Below are 25,138 nucleotides of genomic sequence, written 5' to 3'. Positions count from 1 at the left end.
TAGTAACATGCAGTACTGATTAATGCAAGATAGTGACGCCTAATTTCATACCATAATGCAGAATTAGCCGTATTCCTCATGTTTTAGCAAGGAATACGGCTAATTCAACGTAACGATCCGTCATAACTTACTTCTCTGCACCATAATGTGGATTCAACCGGGTCAAATCCTCTGTGGCCGGTCCTTCGATCACGGCACCCTGATAATTGAATCTGGATCCATGGCAGGGGCAGTCCCAAGACCGCTCGGCTTCATTCCAGTTCAACTCGCAGCCCATATGACTGCAGGTGGTGTCCACTAGATGGACGACGCCGGTGGAATCTTTATAGGCGCCGGCCCTCTTGCCGCGATACTTGACGACGGACCCTTGATCTGTCCTCAAATCCTCGACCTTCAAATGAACGGCCTCTATTTTGCCGCTGATCAATTCCTTGGCTACTTCCGCATTCTGAACCGTTAGATTCTTGAGACTCGGATTAATCTTGAATCTGGAGGGGGTGAATAGCTCTGTATAGCGATTCTCTTGTCCAGTAATCAAATCGGCTATTAATACGGCCGACACTGCAGAGGTTGTCATTCCCCATTTGGCGAAGCCTGTAGCTACATAAATTCTAGGATGTCTGGAGGTCACCTGGCCGATATAGGGCACCTCATCGATCGTGATTAAATCCTGCGTTGACCAACGGTATGGAATTTGTTCTATTCCGTAGGTCTCCCTGGCGAATTGCTCCAGCTTCTCATAACGCTCGATCGTACAGTCATTTTTCCCCGTCCTATGGGATTCACCCCCGACGATAAGGACCTCGCTCCCGTCCAGCATAGCGGATCTTATAGAACGCTTCGGTTCGCCGCAATTGATGTACATGCCGCCGGGATAGGGCTTCTGCGGTTTGATGGCGATCGCATAGGAGCGTTCGGCATGGAGCCGTGTGAAGTATAGGCCGCCCCCGTCAAAGAAAGGAAAGTGAGAGGCTGAGACTGCATGCTGGCAAGTAATTTTATGCCCGTCTGCGGTCTTAAGAATCAGATTTCCGTCGTCCTGTTCTTCGGCGTAGTCTTCAAGGGTAGTATGCTCGTAGAAACGTCCGCCTTTCTCAACAATGGAGCTTGTGAGAGCGGTCAAATATTGAAGCGGATGGAACCGGGCTTGATTGCGCAGGACAATAGCGCCCTTTGATTCTACCTGTATGAGCAGATCATCAACCCATTCGCCTGGCAGATCCAGCTGACGGTAAGCCTCCCATTCTTGTTTCAATTGTTCAAGCTGCTCCTCGGAGTCCGCATACAAATAAGCATCCTCCCGTTGGAACTGGCACTCGATGTTATGCTTCAGGATTGTATCGGCAATGAAGCGGATTGCTTCTTCGTTGGCCTCATAATAGAGACGTGCTGCTTCTTTCCCGAAGTGGCTTAGCAGCTTGCTGTATATCAAGCCGTGCTGTGAGGTAATCTTGGCCGTTGTGAAGCTCGTCGTGCTTTGCAGTATTTGGCCAGCGTCGATAATTGCGACTTTCCGCCCTGCCTCAAGCAATACATAGGCGGTCAAAATCCCGGTGATGCCGCCTCCGATAACGGCCACATCACACTGTATATCCTCATTTAGGGTTGAAAACGAAGGCCGGGAAGAGGTATGGCTCCACATCGATTCGGGGAACTTGGGCAATGATCCGGAATGGGATGTGTTGTTCATGAACGGGGTCCTCCTTCAATTGAAATTTTAATCCCTTGTACAATTCTCTCCAATATTTTGCAGATGAAACACCAGGTTCGCTGGAGGTATCATTGACGGATAATAGAATAAGACTTATACTAATTCTAAAATTATTCATAATAAAGGATGACCATATATATGAAATCACTAAATTTAACGACGCAGCGCCAAGCAGTGTATGACGTTGTCCGCAAAGCGAACGACCATCCGACCGCCGCCGAGGTCATGAACCGGCTTGTAGAGCAGGGTTATAATTTTGCATATGGCACAGTGTACAATTCACTGCGGTACTTGACCGAGAAAGAATTGATCCGCGAGCTGAAGCTGGGCGAGGCGGCCAGCCGATATGATGCCAAGCTGGATGATCATCAGCATATACTGTGCGAGGTGTGCGGTCGTGTGGATGAGGTTATGACGTGTGTGCCCGAGGACTGGAGCGATGCTGTTGCCAAAGAAACCGGATATGATGTCCATCATGCTCACGTCGTATTCGGGGGGGTGTGCCCAGCATGTCAGTCGAAGAAATGAACATGGCGGAGCGTGCCTTCGTGGCAACGGCTCCTCCTTTAAGACGCCCTACGCAGGATTCTGAAATGGGACTGGAGGAATTGGCCGGGGTTCCGGTCGTGTGCCCGGTGACGCAGCGGGTCATTATCGTCAGCCCTTATCCAAGTGAAATTTACGAGTTGCTGCGGGCGCTGTCGGAGGGCTGCTTCGACGTCCTCGTATTCCACCACTTGGAGCAAGGGATACGTAATGCGCAAGCGGCGGATTTGCTTATTTTTGACTGTACCTTCTATCGCCAGATCGAGGATGCGGCTGCGATTCAATCATTGATGGAGAAGACGGGGGATGTTCCGAGCCTTCTGCTTGTCAATGAATCTGTGCTCGCAGGCCTGGATCAGAGCTTAATGAATCATGAGCTGCTGGTATGGCCGGCCAGACCGGGAGAGATACTCTACCACGCTCAGCGTATTATCCGCAATCAAGGTGAACGCAGTTCTTCCTTAAGTTTAGTGATGGGCCATTCGCCAGCGGTATTCAAGGACCTGTGGATCGATCGCAATAAGATGGCTGTATACCGTAATGGCACGCAGATTGAGCTGACCAAGACGGAATATGAGCTGTTCGTGAAGCTGCTGGAGAATGAAGGGGCGGTGATGTCCCGTGAGGAGCTGCTATCCGAAGTCTGGGACACGACCTTCCTCGGCGGCAGCAACATTGTCGATGTTCATATTAAGAGTCTGCGCAAGAAGCTTGGCGACCGGGCGGTAGACTCTATCTATATAGCTACGGTGAGAGGTGTAGGCTATCGTCTGGCTGACTAATAGCAATAGCGTGCATTTTCGTATGATTAGACAGGTACCGGCCAACCGTGCGGTGCTTGTCTTTTTTACATAGTTTGCCTATTTACATGTTTTGCGGATGGATGGTGGTGTCGTGCCGGGAGCTAGGCTTTAAGGCCTAGAGAGGAGAATGATGGAATATGTCGAATACTAATCTAAGTGCGCGTTCAAAAAGGCCGGTTTTCAGCTCCGAGAAGGTTGGGTGAAGCTAGGGCATAACCTCATAAGCATTTGCTTAGGCCCGGCTGAATTCAAGATTCGCTGCCGAATAGCATCCTGATTCACATCAGGAGCAAAATTAGACTTTTTGAACTATCTCTTTAAGTAATCATATTGGGAAAGGACCATGATCTATGAAGAAACGCATACGTATTACCTTGTTGCTCTCAATGATTGTTGTTGCTGTCGTACCGAGTGTTCTTAGCATGATATTGAATCATGCCAGCATAGGGAGTGGGCTAGTCACTTTGGGAATTTCATTGGTTGTTGCGTTGGCTGCTACATGGTTTACCATTCATTCCATAGCTTCTCCGCTGAGCCGTCTGGTTGAAATGACACAAACGGTAAGCTTGGGAGATTTAACGAAACGGCTGGCCAGTACCCATAGAAAGGATGAAATCGGCGATCTGTCTAATCATTTTCAGGATCTGATCGATAATCTTAGCGAGACGATTACAAGCGTGCGTGACACTACAGGCGATGTAGCGCGTTCGGCAGAGCAGCTCGCTTCTGGAGCGGAGCAGACGACGAAGGCGATCGAGGATGTCACCGTAGCGATCCAGGAAATGGCTGTCGGCAGTGAACGGCAGAAGCAAGGGGTGGAGATTGGCGTTCAAGAGATGGAGAATATGTCAAGCCAGATTAGGTCGATCACGGAGCATATCCGCGAGGTCACGGAGACGATGGAGAAGACGAATGCGACCGCAGAGGAAGGCAATGCTTCTGTGTTGAGCGTCGTTGAGAAGATTGAGCATATTCAGCATACCGTCGATGAGCTAGGCCATGTTATTCAGACCTTAGGAGCCCACTCGGAAAATATAGGCGGTATCGTAGGCGCGATTACCGGAATTGCCAAACAGACCAGTCTGCTGGCGCTTAATGCTTCGATTGAGGCCGCCAGAGCGGGGGAAGAAGGACGGGGCTTCGCTGTCGTCGCTTCCGAGGTACGCAAGCTGGCCGAGGAATCGGAGCAATCGGCGCATCAAATTGAAGATTTGATCGGGAATATTCAGAGCGAGGTCCAGTTGGCACAGCGATCGATGGAGAATGCGAAGCTGGGGGTCGATGAAGGTATCATCGCCGTCGATACTTCAGGCCGCTCCTTCTCGCGAATCCGTAAGGCTGTTCGCAATGCCACTGCCAAGATGGAAGAAGTGTCCGGCGCTGCCCAGGAGCTTCAGAACGGCGCAGACAGAGTTACCGAATCCATCAACGGAATCGCATCGATCTCCGAAGGTAATCTCGATAATGCGCGGACGATTTCTGCAGCGTCTGAACAACAGCTGGCCTCTATTCAGGAGGTCGCGGCGTCATCGAATGATTTATCACGTATGGCCCTTTATTTGGATGGGCTGGTCAAGCGGTTCAAGGTTCAGAAGCTATAACGAGGGTCCATCGACCGTCAGCCTACCACTTCCAATAGAGCGGGTCAGCCAGCTTATAAGTGCAAATATGCAGCTATATTGGTGATTTTTGCTCTCCACGGAGATATAACTGATTTTCTGCAACTATTCCCAGTGGAATAGGGTACAAATGGGGCTTTGGTCAGGAAGTAGTTGTATTTTCGCAGTTATTTTCCGGTAGCGGGTTCGTATTCAAAAAATAAGTGTATTTCAGCAGTTATTAGCTATTCTCAATCCTTTACCGTCAGACGGGCTCTGGCGGTTTTTTTTCGCTCATTTCCAGCAGCTAAATACATATTAATCCCCATTTGGAACATCATACTTCTATACAGATTTCCTTAGCAGGGGGGAGTTTCCAGATGAAAGAGAAGCTTAGTCGTAAGCTTGCACAGAATGTGGAAGCTCTGAAAGATATATTTCAGGACAGCTCTGACCTGGTGTATCGGGATATTCAGTTCACCGAATCACGGCGCGGTCTGATTGTATATGTTGAAGGAATCATCAATGTGGATTTGGTCGATCAGAATATTATCTCGCCGCTGATCGAAGGACTAGTCAAGGCGGAGAAGCCGGTAGAACGGCTTAGCGAACTGCCCTTTACCCGGATCTCGCTTACTCAGACGAGTACCGCATCCGATTGGCCTGGCGTGATCGAAGCTATATTGACGGCCCATGTCGTTATTTTCATGGATGATTCTGATGAAGTGCTTACCTTCGATGTGAAGGGCGGATCCAGGCGGAGTGTACAGGAGCCTTCTACCGAGACAGTGATCCGTGGGCCCCGAGAGGGGTTCACCGAGTCGCTGCGGATTAATACGGCATTACTCCGCTTCAAGCTTAAGACAGAGAAACTGAAGATGAAACCGCTGATCGTCGGCAAAATAACGAAGACGGATGTAGTCGTGTCATACATCGATGGGCTGGCCAAGCAGGATCTGGTGGATAGTGTGCTGGATCGGCTGAAGCAGATCGATATGGACGGAATTCTGGAATCGGGCTATGTAGAGGAATGGATTGAGGATAATCCGTACTCTCCTTTTCCGCAAATGCAGTATTCCGAGCGTCCAGATACGATTGCGGCTCAGCTTCTGGAGGGGAAGGTAGCGATCTTCGTCGATGGTACTCCGTTCGTGCTGGTAGCTCCGGTGACATTATGGCAGCTGCTTCAATCCAGTGAAGATTATTACGAGCGCTACTTCGTCACGAACTTCATCCGCTGGATACGTCTTTTCTTCTTGCTGGTGGCGCTTATGCTGCCCGGCTTGTATATCGCCGTGACGACCTATCATCAGGATATGCTCCCTTCCTCTTTGATTCTGAGTATCGCCACGGCCCGCGAGGCGATCCCGTTCCCGGCGATCATTGAGGCGTTAATTATGGAAGTATCCTTCGAGGCCCTTCAGGAAGCGGGAATTCGGCTGCCGAAGACGATCGGTCAGGCCGTGAGTATCCTCGGTGCGCTGGTTATCGGACAGGCTGCGGTTCAGGCGGGGATCGTCTCCGCCCCGATCGTAATCGTGGTGTCCATGACCGGTATCGCCTCGTTCACGCTGCCTCGGTTCAACCTGGCGACGACGGTCAGGATGCTGCGCTTCCTGATTATGATTCTGGCGGCGCTATTCGGTCTGTTCGGGATCGTCGTCGGTACCGTCTGGATCCTAGTTCATTTGACCCAATTGAAGTCCTTCGGGGTTCCTTATCTGCTAGGGGTGTCCCCGTATCGTCTGCGAGACTTCAAGGATATCTTCGTCCGGGTGCCGATGTGGAAGATGTCCCAGCGGCCTAATTCTTCCTCAGAGACGAATCGCAACAGGATCGGGGCGCCGAAGCTGAGAGGGAGGGCCGATGAGCATGAAGGCTGGTAGAAAGAGCAGATTCAGTATGGCTGTAGTCAGGACTGCGTGCTCAGTACGATCCAGATCTGGATCTGGATGCAGGCCCAAGGCCAAGCCCAAGTTTAAGCCTAAGCCAGTATTTCTATGTGCCAGCTTGCTATCATTAGCGCTGCTCTGCGGATGCTGGGATAGGGTTGAGATCAATGATGTCGCCTTTGTAATAGGCTCCTCCTTCGACAAAGTGAATGACCAGTTTATTACGACTATACAGATTGCTCTCCCCAGCCAGCTTGGAGGTACCGGAAGCGTAGGGGGCGGGGGAGGTACCTCTGGCAATCAGAATTATCTCCTAATCTCGAAGCAGGCCCGGACCATGTATCTCGCTAACAGGGAGATTCAGGCGGGCCTGTCGCGGATTTTAAATTTCTCTCATCGGCGGCTCATGATCCTCGGAGAGGATTTTGCTCGTAGCGGTATTGGCAGCCAATTAGATATTCTCGGCCGCTTTCCCCAGAATCGGTTAAGTGCGTATGTTGTGCTCTCCCGAGGAAAAGCCTTCGATATCCTGTCCGCAGAAGCGCCTATAGAGCAATTTCCGGCGGAGATGGCGCGGGAGCTTGCCAAGAATACGATGCGCCACCCGGTGAATGTGAAGCGGATGGTCAATAAGCTGTTGAATGAGGGCGTCGATCTTGCGCTGCCAGTGATGAGTATTAAAGATAGCAGCAAGGATGTACCTGACAAATCCAAGAGTTTGATAGCTGTTGATGGGCTTGGTGTATTCAGGGGTGATAAGCTCGTCGGCATCCTCGAAAGAGATGAAGGGATGCTCGCCGTAATGGGGATGGGCGAGTCGCTGAACCCGAAGATTATTCTTCCTCGCGGCGACAAGGATGAGCTTATTACGATCAATCTGAATGAGACCAAGATACGATGGACCCCAAGTGTGCAGGATTCGCAATTGGCGATCAAGATTCATTTTCAGGCCAAGGGATCTATTCTGGAGAATACTACGTATGAGGATATCGAGGGTGAGAATCTTGACGGGCTGGAGGAGCAATGCGGCAATTATATCAACGAGAATCTGGGTCGGGTCATCGAGAAGCTGCAACGCGAATATCAATCTGATATCTTCGGCTTCGGTCAAGTGATCAAAAACCGGTACCCGCAGGAATGGGATAAGGTCAAAGACAGATGGCATGAGGTATACCCTTCCGTGAAGGTCTCGCTAGATTCGACGATTCATCTGGAAGGCACGAGCCAGTTGATGAACTCACTCTCTGTTAAAGGGGAGAAAAGTAACCATGATTGAATCGTTAACCCTGATGCTTCTGCTAATTATATACAGTCTGCGGAGAGATTGGCCGTTAATGCGGCAAAAGCCCAAGGTCAATCGCTGGATAACCTATTCGCTGATGGGCATCTCGCTGCTGATTCTGGGGTATACGACAAGCGGCCCTATTTTCTACCCGACATTATGGCTCCAGGAGGTGCTTCGTCCGCTGGTTCCATTTCGATGAATGATCCGATCCACAAGCAGGGGGGCACGAAGTTTGAAGACAATAACTACGAGGCAGGTCGCTTTGTTATCGGTTCTCTATCTTTTCTCGGTCAACTACCTGGATATTTCCTCTAAATTATCGGAGACGGCCCGGCAGCACGGGTATATATCTTATATTCTGAGCGTACTGGTCACTCTTTTCATGATATGGGTGATCTCCAGGATTATCAAAAGATTCTCCGGCAGAAACGTCGTATCCGCTATGATTGAAAGATATCCTGTCATGGGAAGAAGCATAGCGATTTTATATATGGGTTTTCTTCTGTTGGTTTCGGCAGGAGAGATGCGGGCTTGTGTGGACTTTACCAGCTCCTCACTATTAAATAAGACACCTATCGTTGTGATCGGGCTGATTATTGCAGCCACCGTAGTGTTCATCGCTCAGGGAGGAATCCGATCCTTGGTCGGTATCGCGGAGATCTATACACCGATCTGGTTCCTGATTCTGATAATGATCGTTGTGACGACCTGGCGGGATGCGGAGATTCGCAATCTTCAGCCGTTCTTTTCCTTCGATTGGACAGGTATCTTTCATGGGTTCTGGATTATTTTCTCCAGTGTGGGGGAACTGATCGTGTTTCCGCTTATTTTGTCGGGGAAGCACTATAAGAGCAAGGGAGGGTACGCAGGCCTGCTGATCAGCGGCTTATATCTGATTGTGTTTATGCTTATGGTTCAACTGGTCGTTGGTATCCCCTTGTCAATGAAGCTGATGTATCCGACTTATGAGCTTGTCCGTCAGATCCAGATCACGGACTTCATGGACCGATTCGATCTGCTACTAGTAGCGCTATGGCTACCGACTGTATTCGGCAAGCTGGGCTTCAATATTTATCTGATGGCTAATCTGCTGCAGATCATTATTCCTGGATTGTCTGGTCGCTTGATGGTGGCTCCGCTGGGGGCACTAAGTTATGTATGCGGAATATGGTTCTTCAGGAATCCGGTCCAACAGATCAATTTCAATGAGGAACTGATGCTGTTCGCCATCGTATTCGAGATTGCAATTCCCCTGTTGCTATTCGTCGCCCTGTGGCCACGCAAGAAGCGAAGGCTGAAGCCAGGATGAAATTCATGCCCTGCTCATCCAATTTAAGGATTTACTTCCTGTTGTCGTATCGTATAATCTGTAGCTATACCCTGTATGAATATGGAAATGGGTCAAAAAATAGCTCAGTTATCATTACGATGACCAGGAGTGGGGGGATGAGAGGTATGGCAAAAAGGCTTGAAGGCCGGAGAATTGCCCTAACTGGCCCGCGCCGGGCGCAGGAGTTAGGTAAGCTGGTAGAGAATCTGGGAGGTATTCCACTCTATAGGCCTGCCCAGGGTACGGTATTGCTCGATGATATCGATCTGCGCGATGGGATTGTGTCCTGGATTCAGAACCCGCCGGAGTGGTCTGTCTTCACGACAGGCATGGGGCTGGATGCTCTGTTCGACATGGCGGAGGATATGGGAGTTGCAGAAGCGTGGTGGGAGATTCTCAAGAACACCTCAATCGCAGCCCGGGGCTATAAGACGGTCAATGCCCTGAAGCGGAGGAAGCTGACACCGCTAGTCCGCGATGATGATGGGAGTGTGGAAGGACTGATTCGCGGGTTGGAGAGCCATCCGTTGCGAGATACCTCCGTAGTAGTGCAGCTGCATGGTGACCCGGCTCCGCGGCTGATCTCATGGCTGGAGGCTCAGGGGGCCAGTTGCAGAGAGATTCTGCCGTATCGACATATCGCTCCTCCAGAGGAAGCGCTTGAGCAATTGCTGCAGGATATCCTCGGCGGTCAGGTTGACGCAGTCGCGTTCACTAGCGGCCCGCAGGTACGCTTCTTACTGGAATATGCGGACAAGCAGGGACGACGTCAGGCTCTGCTGAAGGCACTGCATGGTCCGGTCGTAGCGTTGTCGGTAGGAAGAATAACTGCGCAAGGGCTCCTTGAGGCTGGGATTCAGCGGGTCGTCTGGCCCGCGGAAGAACGAATGGGCAGCATGATCGTTGAATTAGCAAAGTTCTATAGTGTTGAGGGGAATTCTGTACTCCCGCATGGTTTTGGTGCCGAATTAGACACTGCCGGAAATGAAGGATAAATATATAATAGAAGTAGTATTACGGATTGCCGTTGGATCAAATTCTAGTCTGGAAAGGGTGTAAACGATGAGTGATCTGTTGAAGAAGGCTATTTCATTGGGCTGGGGACTTACGATTGTCAGCAAGGAGAAGGTGGAGAGTATCGTGGATGAGCTGGTTCGGCGTGGAGAGCTTGCCCCTTCGGAGTCGAAGCAGTTCGTGGAACGTCTGATCGATAAGGGAGCCGAGGAACAGGAGCGGTTCAAGGAATTGGTAAATGAGCAGGTAAGGACGGTCATGCAGGGAATGGGTCTGGCAACGGTAAAAGAGGTAGAGGAACTCAAACGCCGGGTAGCAGAATTAGAGAACAGGTCGGCGGAGTCCGCATCCGAGTCCGATCCATCCTAAGCTATGCGAGCTACTGTACGGCATGCCGGACGTTACCGGGAAATAGCCATGGCGCTGGGGCGCCATGGCTTTGGTTATATTGCGGAGGAGATAGGGCTTACCCGGCTATTCTCCGTTCCGCTGCGCTGGATCACGAAGAGTGAACCAGAGAGTCATACGCTTGCCGAGCGCATTCGGCTCGTATTAGAGGAACTGGGGCCTACCTTTGTGAAGCTTGGGCAACTGGCCAGCACCAGATCTGATCTGCTGCCGGAGTCTATTATTTCAGAACTGGTCAAGCTCCAGGATCAGGTCACTTCTTTCTCGGGCAGAGAAGCCAGGGCTATTATGGAGAAAGAATTCCATATGCCGGTGGAGGAACTGCTGGCCGAATTTGATGAAGAGCCTCTGGCTGCCGCTTCCATCGGTCAAGTCCATCAAGGACGACTGGTGAGCGGAGAGAGGGTAGCGATCAAGATTCAACGCCCCGGTATTTTTCCGGTCATCGAGCGGGACCTGGATATTCTGAAGAATTTGACGGCGATCGCGAAGAAGCGCTGGGTCTGGGTGGGGCATTATCAAATTCCACAGATGGTGGAGGAATTCTCAAGATCGATCAAGGCGGAGCTCGATTACACGTTTGAAGGCCGGAATATGGAGCGAATCAGCAAGCAGTTTACCGGCAACAAAAAAATATATATTCCGCAGGTTCATTGGGATTGCACCACCTCTAAGGTGCTGACGATGAACTATGTGGAAGGGATTCACCTGAATAAAGTAGCAGAGATCGAGGCGAAAGGTCTGGATGTGAAGGAGCTCGCCGCTACCTTGGTCGATGCCATGCTGCATCAGATTTTTATCAGCGGCTATTTCCACGCCGATCCGCATCCTGGCAATTTGATGGTCATCCCGGATGGGCGGCTTGCCTTTCTCGACTTCGGAATGGTCGGTCGGCTTAGCTCAGAGCTGAAGGAGCACCTATCCTCGCTGATTATCGCCCTGATGCGCCGCAATACGGAGGGGATGGTACGGGCGATTCTGCGGATGGGGCTGCTGAATGAGGTCGAGGATATGAACGGCTTGCGCCTGGATCTGGAGCGTCTACGGGAGACTTATTATGATATTCCTTTCTCTCAGATCAGCATCGGCACTGCCATTAATGATATGTTCGTTGCGGCTCAGCGCCATGGCGTCATTCTGCCGCCGGATTTACTGCTGCTCGGCAAGTCCTTGTTGACGGTGGAGGGCGTGGTACAGGGGATGGACCCGGATATTAGCATCCTCGATCTGGCCGAGCCCTTCGGCAAAAAGCTGTTGCGCGAGAAGCTGGATGCTCGCAGACTCGGGAAGAAGCTGATAGGTGAAGCGGTAGAGCTCGGCGAATCCTTGACCGATCTGCCGCGGCAAATGCAGCGGCTCTCTTCTATCATCAGCAAGGGCAAGATCAAGACGGAGATGGATATCCCGGAGATGGAGGAATTGATGCGGAAGTTCAATCAGATCGGGAACCGCCTCTCTTTTAGCATTGTGCTGCTCTCCTTCAGTATTATTATGGTCGGCGTAATTGTCGGCTCATCGTTAACGAACAGGCCGATCTTGCTCTGGAATATCCCGGTGATCGATATCGGCTTTGTAGTTGCCACTTTAATGGTAGCTTGGCTTTTATATTCTATTTTTAGATCTGGCAGGTTTTAAGGTGCAAGTGGGAAATTTACCTTCAACTCTGGTACAATAGAAAAGCTAAGATTTTGAATCATTCAAAGATCAGGTTCATTCCATTCATGAACTGCTTAAATATGTATCAGGGGGACTAGAAGATGACGACTAGAATCAAGACGCTGACTACGGTGTCCGCGTTATTACTCGCTATGGCGCTAGTGACAGCATGCGGAGATACGCCCAAGGCAGCATCCGGTAATAATCCGGCAACGGCGAATCAAGGAGCAGATCAGAACGGTGCCGCCGCTGTTAATGGAGATCATGTTAAGAATAATGGGGAGAGCCAGGAGCAGCAGGGATCGGATAATCAAGGTGCAGGCGAGAATGGCTCTACTGATGGAGAAGCGTCGGGAAATTCGGCGAATGCGGGAAATGGCCCTGATATGGCGGCTGCTTCGGATGTGAACAGCGTAGCTGTGCTGGTGAACAAGGAGTTCGCTCTGCCGGATGAATATAATCCTGCGGATCTCGTATATCCGAATGTGCGTTTTACTTTCAAGGAGAAGATTGAGAAGCGGATGATGCGCAGTGAAGCTGCGAAGGCTCTGGAGGAGCTGTTCGCCGGCGCGGAGGAAGATGGAATTTATCTGGCCGGGGTATCGGCCTACCGCTCTCACAAGACACAGACTTCACTATTCAATCGTTATGTTAAGCGGGATGGCGAAGAGAAGGCCAAGACCTACAGTGCTGTGCCTGGACATAGCGAGCATGAGACCGGCCTGGCGATCGATGTGTCAGGCAGTGATGGTAAATGCGCCGCAGAGGATTGCTTCGGTGACACGAAGGAAGCGGAGTGGCTGGCCAAGCATGCCGCAGAATATGGCTTCATTATCCGTTATCCAGAAGGCAAGGATAGTATTACCGGTTACAAATACGAGCCGTGGCATATCCGCTATGTCGGCGTAGAGATTGCTAGCGAGATTGCGGAGCAGGGAATCACGCTGGAGGAATACTATGGCGCCATTCCAGTAACAGCTAATCCTTAATGGCGTACTTCATATGAAAGTGATATAGCTCATCCTTCTTATATTAGGAAGTATGGGGAGAGCTTATTGATGGATAGATATTTGATCGTATTGAGAAAGGGTGCCGATGTCGGCGCCTTTTTTTGTGGATCGGAAGGTAAGAACATATGCAAACTCCCCACACGCGCATAATAATGTCCGTGGCCCGTACGCCCCCATCCTGTGCCCCGGCTCCAAAACTGCAAATATGCAGGCTTTTACCCGTGAACCTGTCCGTTTTGAGGAAATTCCTGCAAATATGCAGGCTTTCTCTCTATTTTCTTTGGAATCAGGTTTTTTCAAGGGGAAAAACTGCATTTTCGCAGGAATTTCCCTGACTAGGCGCAATATTGGCAAAATTCCTGCATAATCGCAGGCTTTGCTGGTGTGAGGGAAGGACAACCTTCTATCATTTCTGCGACGAATCACATCCCTTCCTCCTTCTAATGAAACTCCATATCGCTATTTGTGCTATATCCGGGGTATAAGCTACTTTTTGACCAAATAACGTTTCCCCGTTTCGTTAGAGCACATGCCATCGCCAGTTCCCCAGCCTTCTTCCCGGACGGGATCAGACCACTTACAGAGTATTCATAGAATAGATCCTCCCTGGCGCTCATAAATAAATATTGACAAGTGATAATGATTATCAGTATCTTTAAGATATTATGTGATCAGTTTATAGTTGTGCATTTAGAAGGGGAGTGCGGCAGATATGTCATTGAAGACCTCTCATTTGGATATAGCTTATGAGGATCGTTTGATCGTCCAGGATTTAAATATTTCGATCCCTGCGGGGGAGATTACAGCATTGGTTGGAGCTAACGGCTCGGGGAAATCTACTATTTTGAAGACGATGGCCCGTATTTTGCAGCCTAAGAAAGGGACGGTGCTGCTTGACGGAAAATCGATACACAAACAATCGACACGCGAGGTTGCTAAGCAGCTGGCCATTCTGCCACAGAACCCTACTGCGCCGGAGGGGCTCACTGTACGTGAGCTCGTCTCGTACGGACGGTTCCCGCATCAGAAGGGATTCGGCGGAATGAAGGCGGAGGATCGCCGCGTCATCGATTGTGCGATAGAAGCTACAAAGATGGGAGAATTTTGCGACCGTGCGTTGGAGCAATTATCCGGCGGTCAACGGCAGCGGGCCTGGATCGCTATGGCCTTGGCACAAGAGACGGAGATTCTATTCCTGGATGAACCGACGACCTTCCTCGATATGGCGCATCAGCTTGAAGTGATGCAGCTGCTGGAGCAATTGAATGATGAACTGGGGCGAACGATCATTATGGTCGTGCATGATCTGAACCATGCAGCCCGTTATGCTCAATATATGATCGCCATTAAGCAGGGTAAGGCGATTTCCTTCGGTACCCCGGAAGAGGTTGTCACCACGGAAGTGCTGCGTGAAGTGTTCGGCATCGAAGCAGATATCGTAACGGACCCACGCAGCGGTGTACCGCTATGCCTTCCTTATGAGCTGTATCGTGCAGCCGAAGGTAAAGTGCTCCGCGGAAGAAAGGTTGAGCTTGTTAACCAAATAGCCAGGTAATGCGCCGCTTTTGGATGAAGTAGATGAGCGAGCGCTTAGACATAGGGGGAACGCAGGAATGGGCATTCAATACGAATGGCTTGCACAGTATCTAGCGATCGTAACGGAGCCAAGCTCTGACGCCGTGTATACGATAGATGGGGAGCGATTCACCGATCGAGAGCAGGCGGCGGATTTCCTGCGTGAGTACCAGCGTCAACTGAACGGTACCAAGCTGGATGTCGCGGGTACTTATTTTGCGTCGAGCTGGCGGACCGTCTGTGCGGCGATGATCTATATGATCGCTATAACGGAGACGAGGCTCGATCTGATGCCTGCGAATCTAGTGATTCAGATGGATTGTGGCAATGGGTATCCGCAGCTCCGATTCGTGCTCAAATCGGCGGCGGAACTGCCTTGGCCCAAGCAGGATAGCAGCGAATGGCGGCAGGATTTGATCGGTCAATTCTATCAATCGCTGCAGCCTATTATGTCTACTATCGCTGCGGTTACGCACCTTCCCTTGACCCAACTATGGGGACAGATCCCCCTCGGTGCTGAATACTATGTGAACTATATGGGCGGCCTGCTGGATGACGAGCAGCTTCGGGAACAATTGCTGGCGGACTACAATTGCCTCACGAAGGATATTGACAGTAGGTGGTTTGGCCTGAAGCGGAATCCTTTTGATATGAAGGAGATCTGGTTGGATGATCCGTATCAACCCGGTGAACAGATGCGCATGAAGCCGACCTGCTGTCTGGCTTATCAGACGGGGCATGGTTATTGCTACGGTTGCCCAAAGCTGAGCAAGCAGGACAGACAAGCCAAGTATGAGGAGATACGGACGGCGTGCAGCGAATAAGTAGTATGGGAAGGAATAATACAAATAAAAAGAACCTCTAAATTCACAAGGGAAGGATTGTGAAGAGAGGTTCTTTTATATTTTCAAGGAAAATGTGGTAGGGATTATGGAGCCATGTAAACGGTTGTTTGTGATAATAATCACATAACCAGACGGTGACCCACGATACAATGAAAGGCGAATGAAAATCATCATGGAAGTGAATAAGCTAAACTTCAAATATAAAAAAACATATCATAAGGAGAGAGAGTTCCATGGCTTATAACAAACCGGATCAGATTGCGAGAGTGACTGTGGAGACCGGGGTGAAGAAGGCGCATAATCCGCTTCTGACTGTATTGATCCTCGGTTTTCTGGGCGGAGCGTTCATCGCTCTCGGTTTCTTGCTGAATATTCGTGTCATCGCCAGCGCTCCGAAAGAATGGGGCAGCATCGCTACCTTCATCGGCGCGTCGGTGTTCCCGATCGGTCTTGTATTGGTGCTGCTGGCAGGCGGAGAGCTGTTGACGGGCAATATGATGGCTGTATCGCTAGCCCGATTCAAGAATAGAATTACGACAGGTGAAATGTTCAAAAATTTGATTCTGATCACGATATCCAATTTTGTTGGGGCATTGTTCGTGGCTTACTTCTTCGGACATATCGTCGGCTTGACCTCAAGCGGCGCATATCTGGATAAGCTGGTGGATATGGCAGGACATAAGCTGGATGACAGCTTCCTGCAAGCGTTCATATCCGGTATCGGCTGTAACTGGCTAGTAGCTCTGGCCGTTTGGTTGGCCTATGGAGCAAACGATTTCAGTGGCAAAATATTAGGGATCTGGTTCCCGACCATGGCCTTTGTGGCGATTGGGTTCCAGCACGTTGTGGCGAATATGTTCCTGATCCCGGCGGCGATCTTCGAGGGATATTTCACTTGGGGAGAGTATATCAAGAACTTCATCCCGGTCTGGCTTGGAAATCTGACGGGCGGGGCATTGTTCGTGGCTGGAGCTTATTGGGCGGTCTATCTGAAGGACGCCAAGGAGGAGATTCCGGTGGATAAGGCGGCCGGAACGAATACAAAAGCATAGCGTAAATATTCATCTCTAAATCCGGATGACCCGTGCATGATAGCTGCTTCTAAGGAAGAGCTTCATCTACGGGTCATTCGTGCTGTTACAGTCTATAGACATCTCTGCCTCTTATCAAATACAATTACCTAATTAGGAGGGATGAGAGATGATGGTTCATGAAGAGAATGGTGTATTTCCTGCAGTATGCCCGCTGGATTGTCCAGATACCTGCGGTTTGCTGCTGCACAAAGAGAAGGGGCGGATCGTGAAGGTAACGGGAAATCCGGACCATCCGATCACCCAGGGAGCAATTTGTAATAAAGTTAGAAATATAACGGAGCGCATTTATCACCCGCAGCGTGTGTTATATCCTATGCGCCGTACAGGTCCCAAAGGCAAAGGGGAGTTCGAGCGGATTACCTGGGAAGAGGCCATCGCGGAAATCACGCAGCGGTATAAGGAACTGATAGAGCAGTATGGTCCCGAGTCAATTTTGCCCTATAGCTTCTACGGAAATATGGGGATACTCGGCGTGGATGGGATGGATCGCCGCTTCTTCCATCGGCTCGGCTCCTCACAGCTCGAGCAGGGAATATGCAATGCCGCCGGTAATACTGGATGGAAATATACGATGGGCTTCGGGGGCGGAACAAGCCCTGAGGATATTCTGCAGGCGAAGCTGATTATCGTGTGGGGCGGGAATATCGTGAGCACGAATATGCATCAGGTCGCCCTGATCGAGAAAGCCAGAAAGCAAGGAGCCAAGCTCGTCGTGATTGATGTGCACTGCAATCGTACCGGGCAGCGGGCCGATTGGTTCATTCCGCTCTATCCGGGAACGGACAGTGCGCTGGCCCTGGGCATGATGCATGTCCTGTTCGAGCAGGGGCTGGTGAACGAGGCATTTATGCAGCGCTACACGCTAGGGCATGAGCAGCTTCGCGAGCATGTGCGGCAGTATACGCCGGAGCGCGTAGCGGCGATCACAGGCGTTCCCGCCGCAGATATTGTCGCGTTAGCGCAGCTGTATGGTGAGGTTTCCCCGGCCTATATCCATATTGGCAACGGGCTCCAGCACCATGATAATGGCGGCATGACGGTGCGGACGATTACCTGCCTGCCCGCGCTGACTGGGCAATGGCTCATCCCCGGAGGGGGCGCTTATAAATCGAACGGCGCTTACGGCAAAGTGAATAGCGATGCCCTGGAGCGTCCTGACCTGCGAGCTAACCCGGAGGCGAGGACGATCAGCATGAATCAAATCGGCGAAGCGCTGCTGACGCTAACACCGAAACTGCGCGCTCTGTTCGTATACTGCTCTAACCCGGCGGTTGTCGCGCCGGATACAGCCAAGGTGGAGCAAGGGTTGGCGCGTGAGGATCTGTTCACCGTCGTGCATGATTTGTTCTTGACTGATACGGCACGGTTCGCTGATATCGTCTTGCCAGCGACCTCCTCATTTGAGAATACGGATTTATATACTTCTTACTGGCATCATTATGTTCAGATTCAAGAGCCCGTGCTTCCTGCCCAAGGGGAGAGCAAGAGCAATGTGGAACTGTTCAAGCTTCTGGCTGCAGCGATGGGCTTCGAGGAGGAAGTCTTCAAGGATAGTGAAGAGGATATGATTCGCCAGGCGCTGAATTATGCAGACAATCCTTATCTTGAGGGCATCACGCTGGAAGGATTGCAGGAGAAGCGGTTCCTGAAGCTCAATATGGCGCCCAAGCAGAATTATCTGGAACGGCTGACCACGCCATCCGGCAAGATCGAGCTCTATTCGGCCAGGATGGCCGAGGCGGGTCTTCCGCCGCTGCCGACCTATATCCGTGTGCAGGAGGGCTATGACGGAGAGCGACGTCCGGGAGAACAGGATACATACCCGCTTATGTTTATTTCTCCGCCGAATCATCATTTTCTGAATTCCAGCTTTGCCAATGTTGGCAAGCATATGGAGATGGAGAAGCAGCCGTTGCTGCAGATTCATCCGCAGGATGCGGAGCTGCGCGGCATTGCCGATGGCGATGAAGTGATCGTCTGGAATGATCGGGGCCGCTATGAGGTAAAGGCTTCAGTCACTGATAAAATGCTGCCGGGAACCGTAGTAAGCCAAGGCCTGTGGTGGGAGCAGGAGGGTAAGCCGCGCAGAGCGAATGCGTTGACCCCCGACCGGCTGGCCGATATGGGCGGCGGTGCGGTGTTCTTCTCTACGGTGGTGGAGGTACGGCGACCATAGCATAATTTCATATAATCTGAGCTTTATGATGAACGGTCTGAATTCCGCGCTGTTCGCCGTTTTTTTCTGGATTTATTTGAACAAGGTTCAAAAAATTCAAGGTAAGTTCCACGTGAAAAAGAAGAAAGCAGATACAGATAGACGAAATAACTGGAATTTGATGTAAAATTCGATCTTATCGATTACTTCTTTCATCGTGCATGCGGTCTTCAATCGCGATCCGGAAGTGCGGTCAGCCAAGGCTAGCCAGGCAGGTTCCTGTCTAGGCCTAGACAGATGTATAATAAAGAATATGAATTGCAGAAATGGAAAGGAAACAAAAGAGGTATGGCGGATTCTATAGAGATCAGATTGTCAGAAATGCGTGATGCAAGTGCGCTGATGGAGATTGACTCGCTCGTCTGGAATATGAGCACGACACCAGCGCCAATCCGTTGGAATTCGCGGGAGCAATACCTGCAGAAATGTCCTCCGGGTAATCAGCTAGTGGCTGATATTAACGGGACGATCGGTGGTTATATCGGCTTCGAGTACCCAACGACATTACCCTGTCATCGCCATGTATTGGATATTAATATCGCGGTGCATCCGGACTATCAGCGACAGGGAATCGGGGGCCAGCTTATAGAAGCTTTGAAGGTCTGGGCCGCCCGGCAGGGCGTGCGGAAATTGTCCTTGCGCGTGCTGGCGACCAATCCTGGAGCCATTGAGTTCTACCGCAGCTGCGGATTTACAGAACAGGGCCGGCTGATCCAGGAGTTCTATCTGAATGAGCAGTATGTCGACGATATTCTGATGTACTGTATGATATGATGGGAGTTATGTGGGGAATCCCGGCCCTGCCTTGCTATTGAACTTAGATATAGGTATATTTAGAAGAAGAAAAATCGGGAACGATGTAGAGACTTAAATGAATGAAAGGTGATAGCCGTGGAGAAGAACAGCACCCCTCCCAATTTTATTAAAAATGTGATTGCTGAAGATTTGAAGACAGGTAAGCACTCAACTATAGTTACACGCTTCCCGCCGGAGCCGAACGGCTACCTGCATATTGGACATGCCAAGGCGATCTGGATTAACTTCGCGCTGGCTGATGAATTCGGGGGCCGCACGCATCTGCGCTTCGATGATACCAACCCGGCCAAGGAAGATACCGAATACGTAAATTCTATTAAAGAGGATGTTAAATGGCTCGGCTTCGACTGGGAAGAGCTGCATTTTGCTTCGGATTATTTCGATGAAATGTATAATCGCGCTGTAATGCTGATCGAGAAAGGCAAAGCTTACGTCGATGATTTGAGCGCGGATGAAATTCGCGAGCTGCGCGGCACGTTGACCGAACCGGGGAAGAATAGCCCCTACCGCGACCGCTCCATCGAAGAGAACCTGGATCTGTTCACGCGCATGCGCAATGGTGAGTTCAAGGATGGAGAGAAGGTATTGCGGGCCAAGATCGATATGGCATCGCCAAATATCAATCTCCGTGACCCGGTGATCTATCGGATCGTGCATGCGACACATCATAATACGGGTGACAAATGGTGCATCTATCCGATGTATGCCTTCGCCCATCCGCTGGAGGATGCGATCGAGGGTGTTACCCACTCCCTCTGTTCCTTGGAATTCGAGGATCAACGCCCATTCTACGATTGGGTGATCGAAGAGACCGAGATGCCATGCACTCCGCATCAATACGAATTCGGACGCCTCAATCTGGAGCAAACTGTGACGAGTAAGCGCAAGCTGAAGCTGCTGGTCGATGAAGGTGTTGTGGACGGTTGGGACGATCCGCGTATGCCGACGATCTCGGGTTTGCGCCGCCGTGGATATACGCCGGAGGCCATTAAAGCTTTTGTGTTCGAGACGGGGATTTCCAAGGCCTATGGCAAAATTGACCTGAAGATGCTAGAGCATTTCATCCGTGAGGATCTTAAGCTAAAGGCGCCGCGCACGATGGCGGTACTTGATCCGCTTAAGGTCGTCATTACGAACTATCCTGAAGGGGAGTTCGAATTGCTGGACGCAGAGAACAATAGCGAGAATGAGGAAATGGGCCATCGCCAAATCCCGTTCTCCCGGGAGATTTATATCGAGCGTGAGGACTTCATGGAGAATCCGCCGAGCAAATATTTCCGTCTGTTCCCGGGCAATGAGGTTCGCTTGAAGCATGCTTATTTCATCAAATGCAATGATGTCATCAAGGATGCTGAGGGCAATGTGATCGAAATCCATTGTACGTATGATCCAGAGACGAAGAGTGGAAGCGGCTTTACGGGACGTAAAGTGAAGGGGACGATCCACTGGGTGGATGCCAGCAGGGCGGTTCCAGCGGAATTCCGCCTGTACGAGCCGTTGATTCTGGATGAGAATGAGGATGCTGAAGAGGAAGAGACGGTAGAAGAGAAGTCTTTCCTCGACATGATCAATCCGAATTCGCTTACGATTAAGCATGGATTTGTCGAGCCAGGATTGAAGGATGCGAAGCCGCAAGACAAGTTCCAATTTTTCCGTCATGGGTATTTCAATGTCGATCCGAAGTATTCCACGCCGGGGCATCCTGTGTTCAATCTGATCGTATCTTTGAAGAGCTCGTTCCAATTACCAAAAAAATAAATTTGCTTTTTAGGCAGTGTATCATTTATCATGGTGGTAAGTGAATAGCTGTTCGTTTACGGAGGAGCCTGGTCAAACCAGGCTCCTCTTTGTCTTTTTTAGGGCAGCTATGCACTAAAGCGAGGGTCCACGAGACGATATATTAAACAACATCTTAAGGGGAGGAATTTATGTTCTATTTGACGATTCTTATCATTCTATTGGCTACCAAACTGGCAGGTGATTTGACGGCTAGATTGGGGCAGCCTGCGGTGGTGGGCAAGCTGCTGGTCGGAATTATTATCGGCCCGGCGATGCTCGGATGGGTTGAGAATTCACATATGATCGAGGAATTGAGTGAGATCGGGGTACTGCTGCTCATGTTCATGGCGGGCCTGGAGACGAATGTCGATGAGTTGAAGCGCTCCTTCAAGTCATCGATGGCGGTAGCGGTCGGAGGGATCATCATGCCGCTGCTCGGCGGGTATTTGACGGGGATTGCCATCGGCATGGACTCCTCCAAGGCGATCTTCCTCGGCTTGCTGCTCTCGGCCACATCGGTCAGTATCTCGGTTCAGAGCCTTAAGGATCTGGGGCTGATGAGGAGTAAGGAGAGCACGACATTGCTTGGCGCTGCGATTCTTGACGATATTCTGGTCGTGATCCTGCTCGCTTTTGTCATGAGTATCGTCGGTGGTGAGGAAGTAAATCTGGCCTTGGTCATCAGCTACAAGTTCATTTTCTTCGCGATCGTAGCTCTGTTCATATGGAAAATCGCCAAATGGATCATGAAGCTACTGGCTCCTCTGCGTGTGACAGAGGCGATTATCAGTGCAGGCCTGATCCTCTGCTTCTTCCTCGCCTATGTAGCCGAGCAGTTCGGCGTAGCGGGAATTATCGGCGCTTTCGCTGCCGGGCTTGCGATATCGCAGACGGATTACAAGCATGAGGTGGAGCATAAATTACAGCCGATTGCTTATACGATCTTCGTTCCGATCTTCTTCGTCAGCGTAGGCTTCTCTGTCAGCTTCGAAGGTCTGGGCTCCCAGATTGGACTATTAATATTATTCTTCATTCTCGCACTGATAACGAAGCTGATTGGCTCAGGTTTAGGTGCCAGACTCACCGGATACTCCAGACGCTCAGCGCTTGGTATCGGGTCAGGGATGGTGTCACGCGGAGAGGTTGCGTTGATTATTGCTACGATCGGGCTGGAGAGCGGTCTGCTGGAGCAGCGATATTTCACCGTTCTGGTCATCGTGGTGATTCTTACGACGATCGTGACTCCGTTGCTGCTGAAGGCTACGCTTGGCAACCAGCCGAAGAATCAGCCGCAGAATCAGCTGTCAATCGAAGATTAATTAACTGTAGAAAAAAAGCTTGCTATGGTATGCATTTCATAGTTTAAACTAAAGTTGCAAGAAGAAAACAAACCTCCGGCCAGCGTTACCCTCTAAGGGGCGTTATGGTCGGAGGGGATGTTTTCTTTTTTGTGATTATAAGGGGATCAGGGCTGCTGCTGTGATGTGATCGTTGGATATCCGTTCTTATGGAAATGATACCATAGAGCACCGAAGCCGATGGCTGCGAATAAGGTCATCAGCATCCCCATTTGATACATGATGACTGGCCCGAAATCCTGGAAGGTGAATCCGCCCAGCAGACCGGCGATAATACCCGTAACTCCGCTGAGTGTGAAGCTGTAGACTGCCTGTCCAGCAGTTCTGAGCGAGCGGGGCAGCAATACGGCGATCAAGCGGTTACCAATATAGAAGAAGCCGCCGAAGGTGATTGCGTGCAAGAGCTGAATCAGAATGATCTGGATGGGATGGGTCGCATCGGCCATAAGATCCCAGCGCAGAGCGAACAGAATACTGACGATGGTTAGGGAACCGACGAAATAGGTTATTCTATTCTTGAGATAACGATCCAGCAGGACGAAGACGACCATCTCCAGCAGGGTGGACAGGAACACGGCGATCCCGACCGATAATCTTGAGCCGCCCAGATCCCTGATGAATAGAGGCATGAACAAGGCATTGATCGAATTAGGGATGGCGATGAAGAAGCCGAGAATGATGAAGATGACAAAATATTTGTTCTTCAGCACCTGCCGGAATTCCCGGCCTCTGATCCAGGGCGTGTCCGCTGTGAAGCGGGAGGACGGAAGAATCAGAGCGGAGCCGATGGCCAGAACGAGCATGATGCTGAACAGCAGGGAGAAGCCATTCTTCCCGGTCGCATCAATCATAATCCCCGCAGCCAGAGCCGCGGTTGCCCAGCCCAGGGAGCCCCATAGGCGATAGGTTTCATATCTTTGCTTCGTATCTGTCGTATATCCTAGAGTCATCGTATTGCTCTGGGCGAGCAAGGGACTCTGGAAGAAGAACACAAGCATGATGACTAAATATAGCATTTGGAAGGTATCCACTCTAAATAATAAATGTCCGATCGCTAGTAAGCCTATGAGCATAACGAGCAGGATGAGCCGGATATTATGGGATCGGTCGCTCATAAGTCTCCAGAAGGGGTGAGCCAGCAGAGAGATGAGCGGGCCGGTGGCCAGAAGAATACCGATCTCCAGTTTGTTCATTCCTATATCCTGCAAATATAATTGAAAGAAAGCCGCAAAGATAACGGTTGTCCCATAGATGAAGAAGTTAAGCAGTCCCAAAGTGAGCAAAGAGGACGTGCGATGTTGATTTTCCCGCAAAAGCGCCATTCCTTTCTATTTTGAGGTCGTTCTAAAAAGTTTCTACTGATCCAATTTTACACACAGATGAAAAGGGATACAAACCAGTATTTCTTTAATTTTACATTATTTATCATAGGAGTGAACGAACTTTTGCAGATAACATCTATTATTATAGCTGGCGGGCGTTCTAGCAGGATGGGGATGAACAAGGCACTGCTGCCCCTCGATGGCAAACCGGTTATTGAACAGCTGATTGAGGAACTGGAGCCGCTATCGCAATCGATATTGATCGCGGGTGGCGAGCTGCGAGACTATGAATATCTTGGCCGGAAGGTAGTGGCCGACTTCTATCCGGGCCTGGGTCCATTGGCTGGATTACACGCCGGGTTATCGGCTTCAACGACTGCCTGGAATCTGGTGGTAGCTTGTGACATGCCCTTTGTCCGTCGAGCTGTATTTGAAGCTATCGTTGCGAGAGCAACTCAGATCGAGAAGAACGCTCTGAATCAGGAGGACGAACGAACTCAGGCGATTATTGTAAAAATAGACGGACGCGTTCAGCCCTTATTAGCGGCCTATAGCAGATCTGTGCTGCCGGAGCTCAGTACGAGCCTGGTGAGCGGGAGACTGAGAATGACCGAATGGGCAGCCGGTCTTCGTGCCGAATATATAGATGGGGCTGCTCTTGCCCAGAGACTTGGTGTAGCTAAGCAGGTACTGCAATTCAACATGAATGATCGGGCGGATTATGACCAGGCCAGGTTTATTGCTCGCGAAATGAGGCAGAATGATGTCCAGGGAGAGTAGAAATGACTATTTCCCGAACTGTAACAAAGATGTAATAAAAATCACAATTGAAGCGTTTTCATTAGTATATAATGTCAGTATAGATACATGATACCCCTTAA

Annotated in this window: 22 protein-coding genes; 19 read left to right on the top strand and 3 right to left on the bottom strand. The window is 50.5% G+C overall.

Annotated features, from left to right (window positions below; translation table 11 throughout):
• Window positions 1–127: 127 nt before the first annotated feature.
• The gene (locus BFJ94_RS17725; RefSeq protein ID WP_120463850.1) at window positions 128–1,690 is read right to left on the bottom strand and encodes an FAD-dependent oxidoreductase; all 1,563 of its coding nucleotides are present in this window, start codon (window positions 1,688–1,690) and stop codon (window positions 128–130) included.
• A gap of 159 nt (window positions 1,691–1,849) precedes the next feature.
• On the opposite strand from BFJ94_RS17725, the gene BFJ94_RS17720 reads away from it, so the two are divergent.
• The 11 genes from BFJ94_RS17720 (at window position 1,850) to BFJ94_RS17670 (ending at window position 13,232) form a co-directional block, all read left to right on the top strand.
• On the top strand, window positions 1,850–2,239 hold the full coding sequence (locus tag BFJ94_RS17720; RefSeq protein ID WP_120463849.1) for a Fur family transcriptional regulator: 390 nt from the start codon (window positions 1,850–1,852) through the stop codon (window positions 2,237–2,239).
• The gene (locus BFJ94_RS17715) at window positions 2,221–3,039 is read left to right on the top strand and encodes a winged helix-turn-helix transcriptional regulator (RefSeq protein ID WP_240431917.1); all 819 of its coding nucleotides are present in this window, start codon (window positions 2,221–2,223) and stop codon (window positions 3,037–3,039) included. Before BFJ94_RS17720 ends, BFJ94_RS17715 begins: the two co-directional genes overlap by 19 nt.
• A 371-nt stretch (window positions 3,040–3,410) precedes the next feature.
• Window positions 3,411–4,661: a methyl-accepting chemotaxis protein gene (locus BFJ94_RS17710; RefSeq protein WP_120463848.1), complete on the top strand. Its 1,251-nt coding sequence runs from the start codon at window positions 3,411–3,413 to the stop codon at window positions 4,659–4,661.
• Window positions 4,662–5,038: 377 nt separating this feature from the next.
• On the top strand, window positions 5,039–6,544 hold the full coding sequence (locus BFJ94_RS17705; protein WP_120463847.1) for a spore germination protein: 1,506 nt from the start codon (window positions 5,039–5,041) through the stop codon (window positions 6,542–6,544).
• Window positions 6,531–7,826: a Ger(x)C family spore germination protein gene (locus BFJ94_RS17700; protein ID WP_162944321.1), complete on the top strand. Its 1,296-nt coding sequence runs from the start codon at window positions 6,531–6,533 to the stop codon at window positions 7,824–7,826. Before BFJ94_RS17705 ends, BFJ94_RS17700 begins: the two co-directional genes overlap by 14 nt.
• Window positions 7,819–8,034: a hypothetical protein gene (locus BFJ94_RS17695; RefSeq protein ID WP_120463845.1), complete on the top strand. Its 216-nt coding sequence runs from the start codon at window positions 7,819–7,821 to the stop codon at window positions 8,032–8,034. The genes BFJ94_RS17700 and BFJ94_RS17695 overlap by 8 nt, the downstream gene beginning before the upstream one ends.
• Before the next feature lie 33 nt (window positions 8,035–8,067).
• Complete coding sequence (locus tag BFJ94_RS17690; RefSeq protein WP_162944320.1) at window positions 8,068–9,144, top strand: GerAB/ArcD/ProY family transporter; 1,077 nt, start codon at window positions 8,068–8,070, stop codon at window positions 9,142–9,144.
• A 146-nt stretch (window positions 9,145–9,290) separates the two neighbouring features.
• A complete protein-coding gene (locus BFJ94_RS17685; protein WP_120463843.1) occupies window positions 9,291–10,160 on the top strand; it encodes a uroporphyrinogen-III synthase in 870 nt (289 codons plus the stop codon).
• 67 nt (window positions 10,161–10,227) lie between these two features.
• Window positions 10,228–10,548, top strand: coding sequence for a phasin family protein (locus tag BFJ94_RS17680; RefSeq protein ID WP_120463842.1), 321 nt, complete (start codon window positions 10,228–10,230; stop codon window positions 10,546–10,548).
• A gap of 3 nt (window positions 10,549–10,551) precedes the next feature.
• On the top strand, window positions 10,552–12,222 hold the full coding sequence (locus BFJ94_RS17675) for an ABC1 kinase family protein (protein ID WP_120463841.1): 1,671 nt from the start codon (window positions 10,552–10,554) through the stop codon (window positions 12,220–12,222).
• Window positions 12,223–12,344: 122 nt separating this feature from the next.
• On the top strand, window positions 12,345–13,232 hold the full coding sequence (locus tag BFJ94_RS17670; RefSeq protein ID WP_120463840.1) for a M15 family metallopeptidase: 888 nt from the start codon (window positions 12,345–12,347) through the stop codon (window positions 13,230–13,232).
• Between the two features lie 63 nt (window positions 13,233–13,295).
• Here the strand turns inward: BFJ94_RS17670 and BFJ94_RS17665 are convergent, their stop codons facing one another.
• Window positions 13,296–13,679 carry a hypothetical protein gene (locus BFJ94_RS17665; RefSeq protein WP_120463839.1) on the bottom strand — a complete coding sequence of 128 codons (384 nt, stop codon included), beginning with the start codon at window positions 13,677–13,679 and terminating at the stop codon, window positions 13,296–13,298.
• A gap of 286 nt (window positions 13,680–13,965) precedes the next feature.
• On the opposite strand from BFJ94_RS17665, the gene BFJ94_RS17660 reads away from it, so the two are divergent.
• The 7 genes from BFJ94_RS17660 to BFJ94_RS17630 all read left to right on the top strand — a co-directional run bounded on the left by BFJ94_RS17660 (window position 13,966) and on the right by BFJ94_RS17630 (window position 22,896).
• Window positions 13,966–14,808 (top strand): ABC transporter ATP-binding protein, encoded by an 843-nt coding sequence (locus BFJ94_RS17660; RefSeq protein WP_120463838.1) that lies wholly within the window; start codon window positions 13,966–13,968, stop codon window positions 14,806–14,808.
• Between the two features lie 58 nt (window positions 14,809–14,866).
• Complete coding sequence (locus BFJ94_RS17655; RefSeq protein ID WP_120463837.1) at window positions 14,867–15,652, top strand: (2Fe-2S)-binding protein; 786 nt, start codon at window positions 14,867–14,869, stop codon at window positions 15,650–15,652.
• A gap of 254 nt (window positions 15,653–15,906) precedes the next feature.
• Window positions 15,907–16,725, top strand: coding sequence for a formate/nitrite transporter family protein (locus BFJ94_RS17650; protein ID WP_120463836.1), 819 nt, complete (start codon window positions 15,907–15,909; stop codon window positions 16,723–16,725).
• A 151-nt stretch (window positions 16,726–16,876) separates the two neighbouring features.
• Window positions 16,877–18,943 (top strand): molybdopterin-containing oxidoreductase family protein, encoded by a 2,067-nt coding sequence (locus tag BFJ94_RS17645; protein ID WP_120465289.1) that lies wholly within the window; start codon window positions 16,877–16,879, stop codon window positions 18,941–18,943.
• Window positions 18,944–19,270: 327 nt separating this feature from the next.
• Complete coding sequence (locus tag BFJ94_RS17640; RefSeq protein WP_120463835.1) at window positions 19,271–19,756, top strand: GNAT family N-acetyltransferase; 486 nt, start codon at window positions 19,271–19,273, stop codon at window positions 19,754–19,756.
• A gap of 117 nt (window positions 19,757–19,873) precedes the next feature.
• Window positions 19,874–21,556 carry a glutamine--tRNA ligase/YqeY domain fusion protein gene (locus BFJ94_RS17635; protein WP_120463834.1) on the top strand — a complete coding sequence of 561 codons (1,683 nt, stop codon included), beginning with the start codon at window positions 19,874–19,876 and terminating at the stop codon, window positions 21,554–21,556.
• 170 nt (window positions 21,557–21,726) lie between these two features.
• The gene (locus BFJ94_RS17630; protein WP_120463833.1) at window positions 21,727–22,896 is read left to right on the top strand and encodes a cation:proton antiporter; all 1,170 of its coding nucleotides are present in this window, start codon (window positions 21,727–21,729) and stop codon (window positions 22,894–22,896) included.
• A gap of 146 nt (window positions 22,897–23,042) precedes the next feature.
• Here BFJ94_RS17630 and BFJ94_RS17625 read toward each other — a convergent pair whose 3' ends face one another.
• Entirely contained in the window at window positions 23,043–24,257 is a 1,215-nt protein-coding gene (locus tag BFJ94_RS17625) for an MFS transporter (RefSeq protein ID WP_120463832.1), read from the bottom strand.
• A 123-nt stretch (window positions 24,258–24,380) separates the two neighbouring features.
• On the opposite strand from BFJ94_RS17625, the gene mobA reads away from it, so the two are divergent.
• Window positions 24,381–25,037 carry a molybdenum cofactor guanylyltransferase gene (mobA, locus tag BFJ94_RS17620; RefSeq protein WP_162944319.1) on the top strand — a complete coding sequence of 219 codons (657 nt, stop codon included), beginning with the start codon at window positions 24,381–24,383 and terminating at the stop codon, window positions 25,035–25,037.
• Window positions 25,038–25,138 lie beyond the last annotated feature (101 nt).

It is taken from the genome of Paenibacillus aceti, from assembly GCF_003614185.1.
GTDB classification, from domain to species: Bacteria; Bacillota; Bacilli; order Paenibacillales; family Paenibacillaceae; genus Fontibacillus; species Fontibacillus aceti.
The sequence above is the reverse complement of the archived record's forward strand: the minus strand, read 5'-3'. Positions and strand labels throughout refer to the sequence as shown.

Bases quoted from the DNA above. Each gene is read 5' to 3' on its own strand.
- BFJ94_RS17670 (WP_120463840.1), top strand. From the start codon at position 12,345: ATGACGACTAGAATCAAGACGCTGACTACGGTGTCCGCGTTATTACTC.
- BFJ94_RS17680 (WP_120463842.1), top strand. From the start codon at position 10,228: ATGAGTGATCTGTTGAAGAAGGCTATTTCATTGGGCTGGGGACTTACG.
- BFJ94_RS17675 (WP_120463841.1), top strand. From the start codon at position 10,552: ATGCGAGCTACTGTACGGCATGCCGGACGTTACCGGGAAATAGCCATG.
- BFJ94_RS17700 (WP_162944321.1), top strand. From the start codon at position 6,531: ATGAAGGCTGGTAGAAAGAGCAGATTCAGTATGGCTGTAGTCAGGACT.
- BFJ94_RS17660 (WP_120463838.1), top strand. From the start codon at position 13,966: ATGTCATTGAAGACCTCTCATTTGGATATAGCTTATGAGGATCGTTTG.
- BFJ94_RS17645 (WP_120465289.1), top strand. From the start codon at position 16,877: ATGGTTCATGAAGAGAATGGTGTATTTCCTGCAGTATGCCCGCTGGAT.
- BFJ94_RS17695 (WP_120463845.1), top strand. From the start codon at position 7,819: ATGATTGAATCGTTAACCCTGATGCTTCTGCTAATTATATACAGTCTG.
- BFJ94_RS17650 (WP_120463836.1), top strand. From the start codon at position 15,907: ATGGCTTATAACAAACCGGATCAGATTGCGAGAGTGACTGTGGAGACC.
- BFJ94_RS17640 (WP_120463835.1), top strand. From the start codon at position 19,271: ATGGCGGATTCTATAGAGATCAGATTGTCAGAAATGCGTGATGCAAGT.
- BFJ94_RS17630 (WP_120463833.1), top strand. From the start codon at position 21,727: ATGTTCTATTTGACGATTCTTATCATTCTATTGGCTACCAAACTGGCA.
- BFJ94_RS17625 (WP_120463832.1), bottom strand. From the start codon at position 24,257: ATGGCGCTTTTGCGGGAAAATCAACATCGCACGTCCTCTTTGCTCACT.
- BFJ94_RS17655 (WP_120463837.1), top strand. From the start codon at position 14,867: ATGGGCATTCAATACGAATGGCTTGCACAGTATCTAGCGATCGTAACG.
- BFJ94_RS17725 (WP_120463850.1), bottom strand. From the start codon at position 1,690: ATGAACAACACATCCCATTCCGGATCATTGCCCAAGTTCCCCGAATCG.
- BFJ94_RS17685 (WP_120463843.1), top strand. From the start codon at position 9,291: ATGGCAAAAAGGCTTGAAGGCCGGAGAATTGCCCTAACTGGCCCGCGC.
- BFJ94_RS17720 (WP_120463849.1), top strand. From the start codon at position 1,850: ATGAAATCACTAAATTTAACGACGCAGCGCCAAGCAGTGTATGACGTT.
- BFJ94_RS17715 (WP_240431917.1), top strand. From the start codon at position 2,221: ATGTCAGTCGAAGAAATGAACATGGCGGAGCGTGCCTTCGTGGCAACG.
- BFJ94_RS17705 (WP_120463847.1), top strand. From the start codon at position 5,039: ATGAAAGAGAAGCTTAGTCGTAAGCTTGCACAGAATGTGGAAGCTCTG.
- BFJ94_RS17710 (WP_120463848.1), top strand. From the start codon at position 3,411: ATGAAGAAACGCATACGTATTACCTTGTTGCTCTCAATGATTGTTGTT.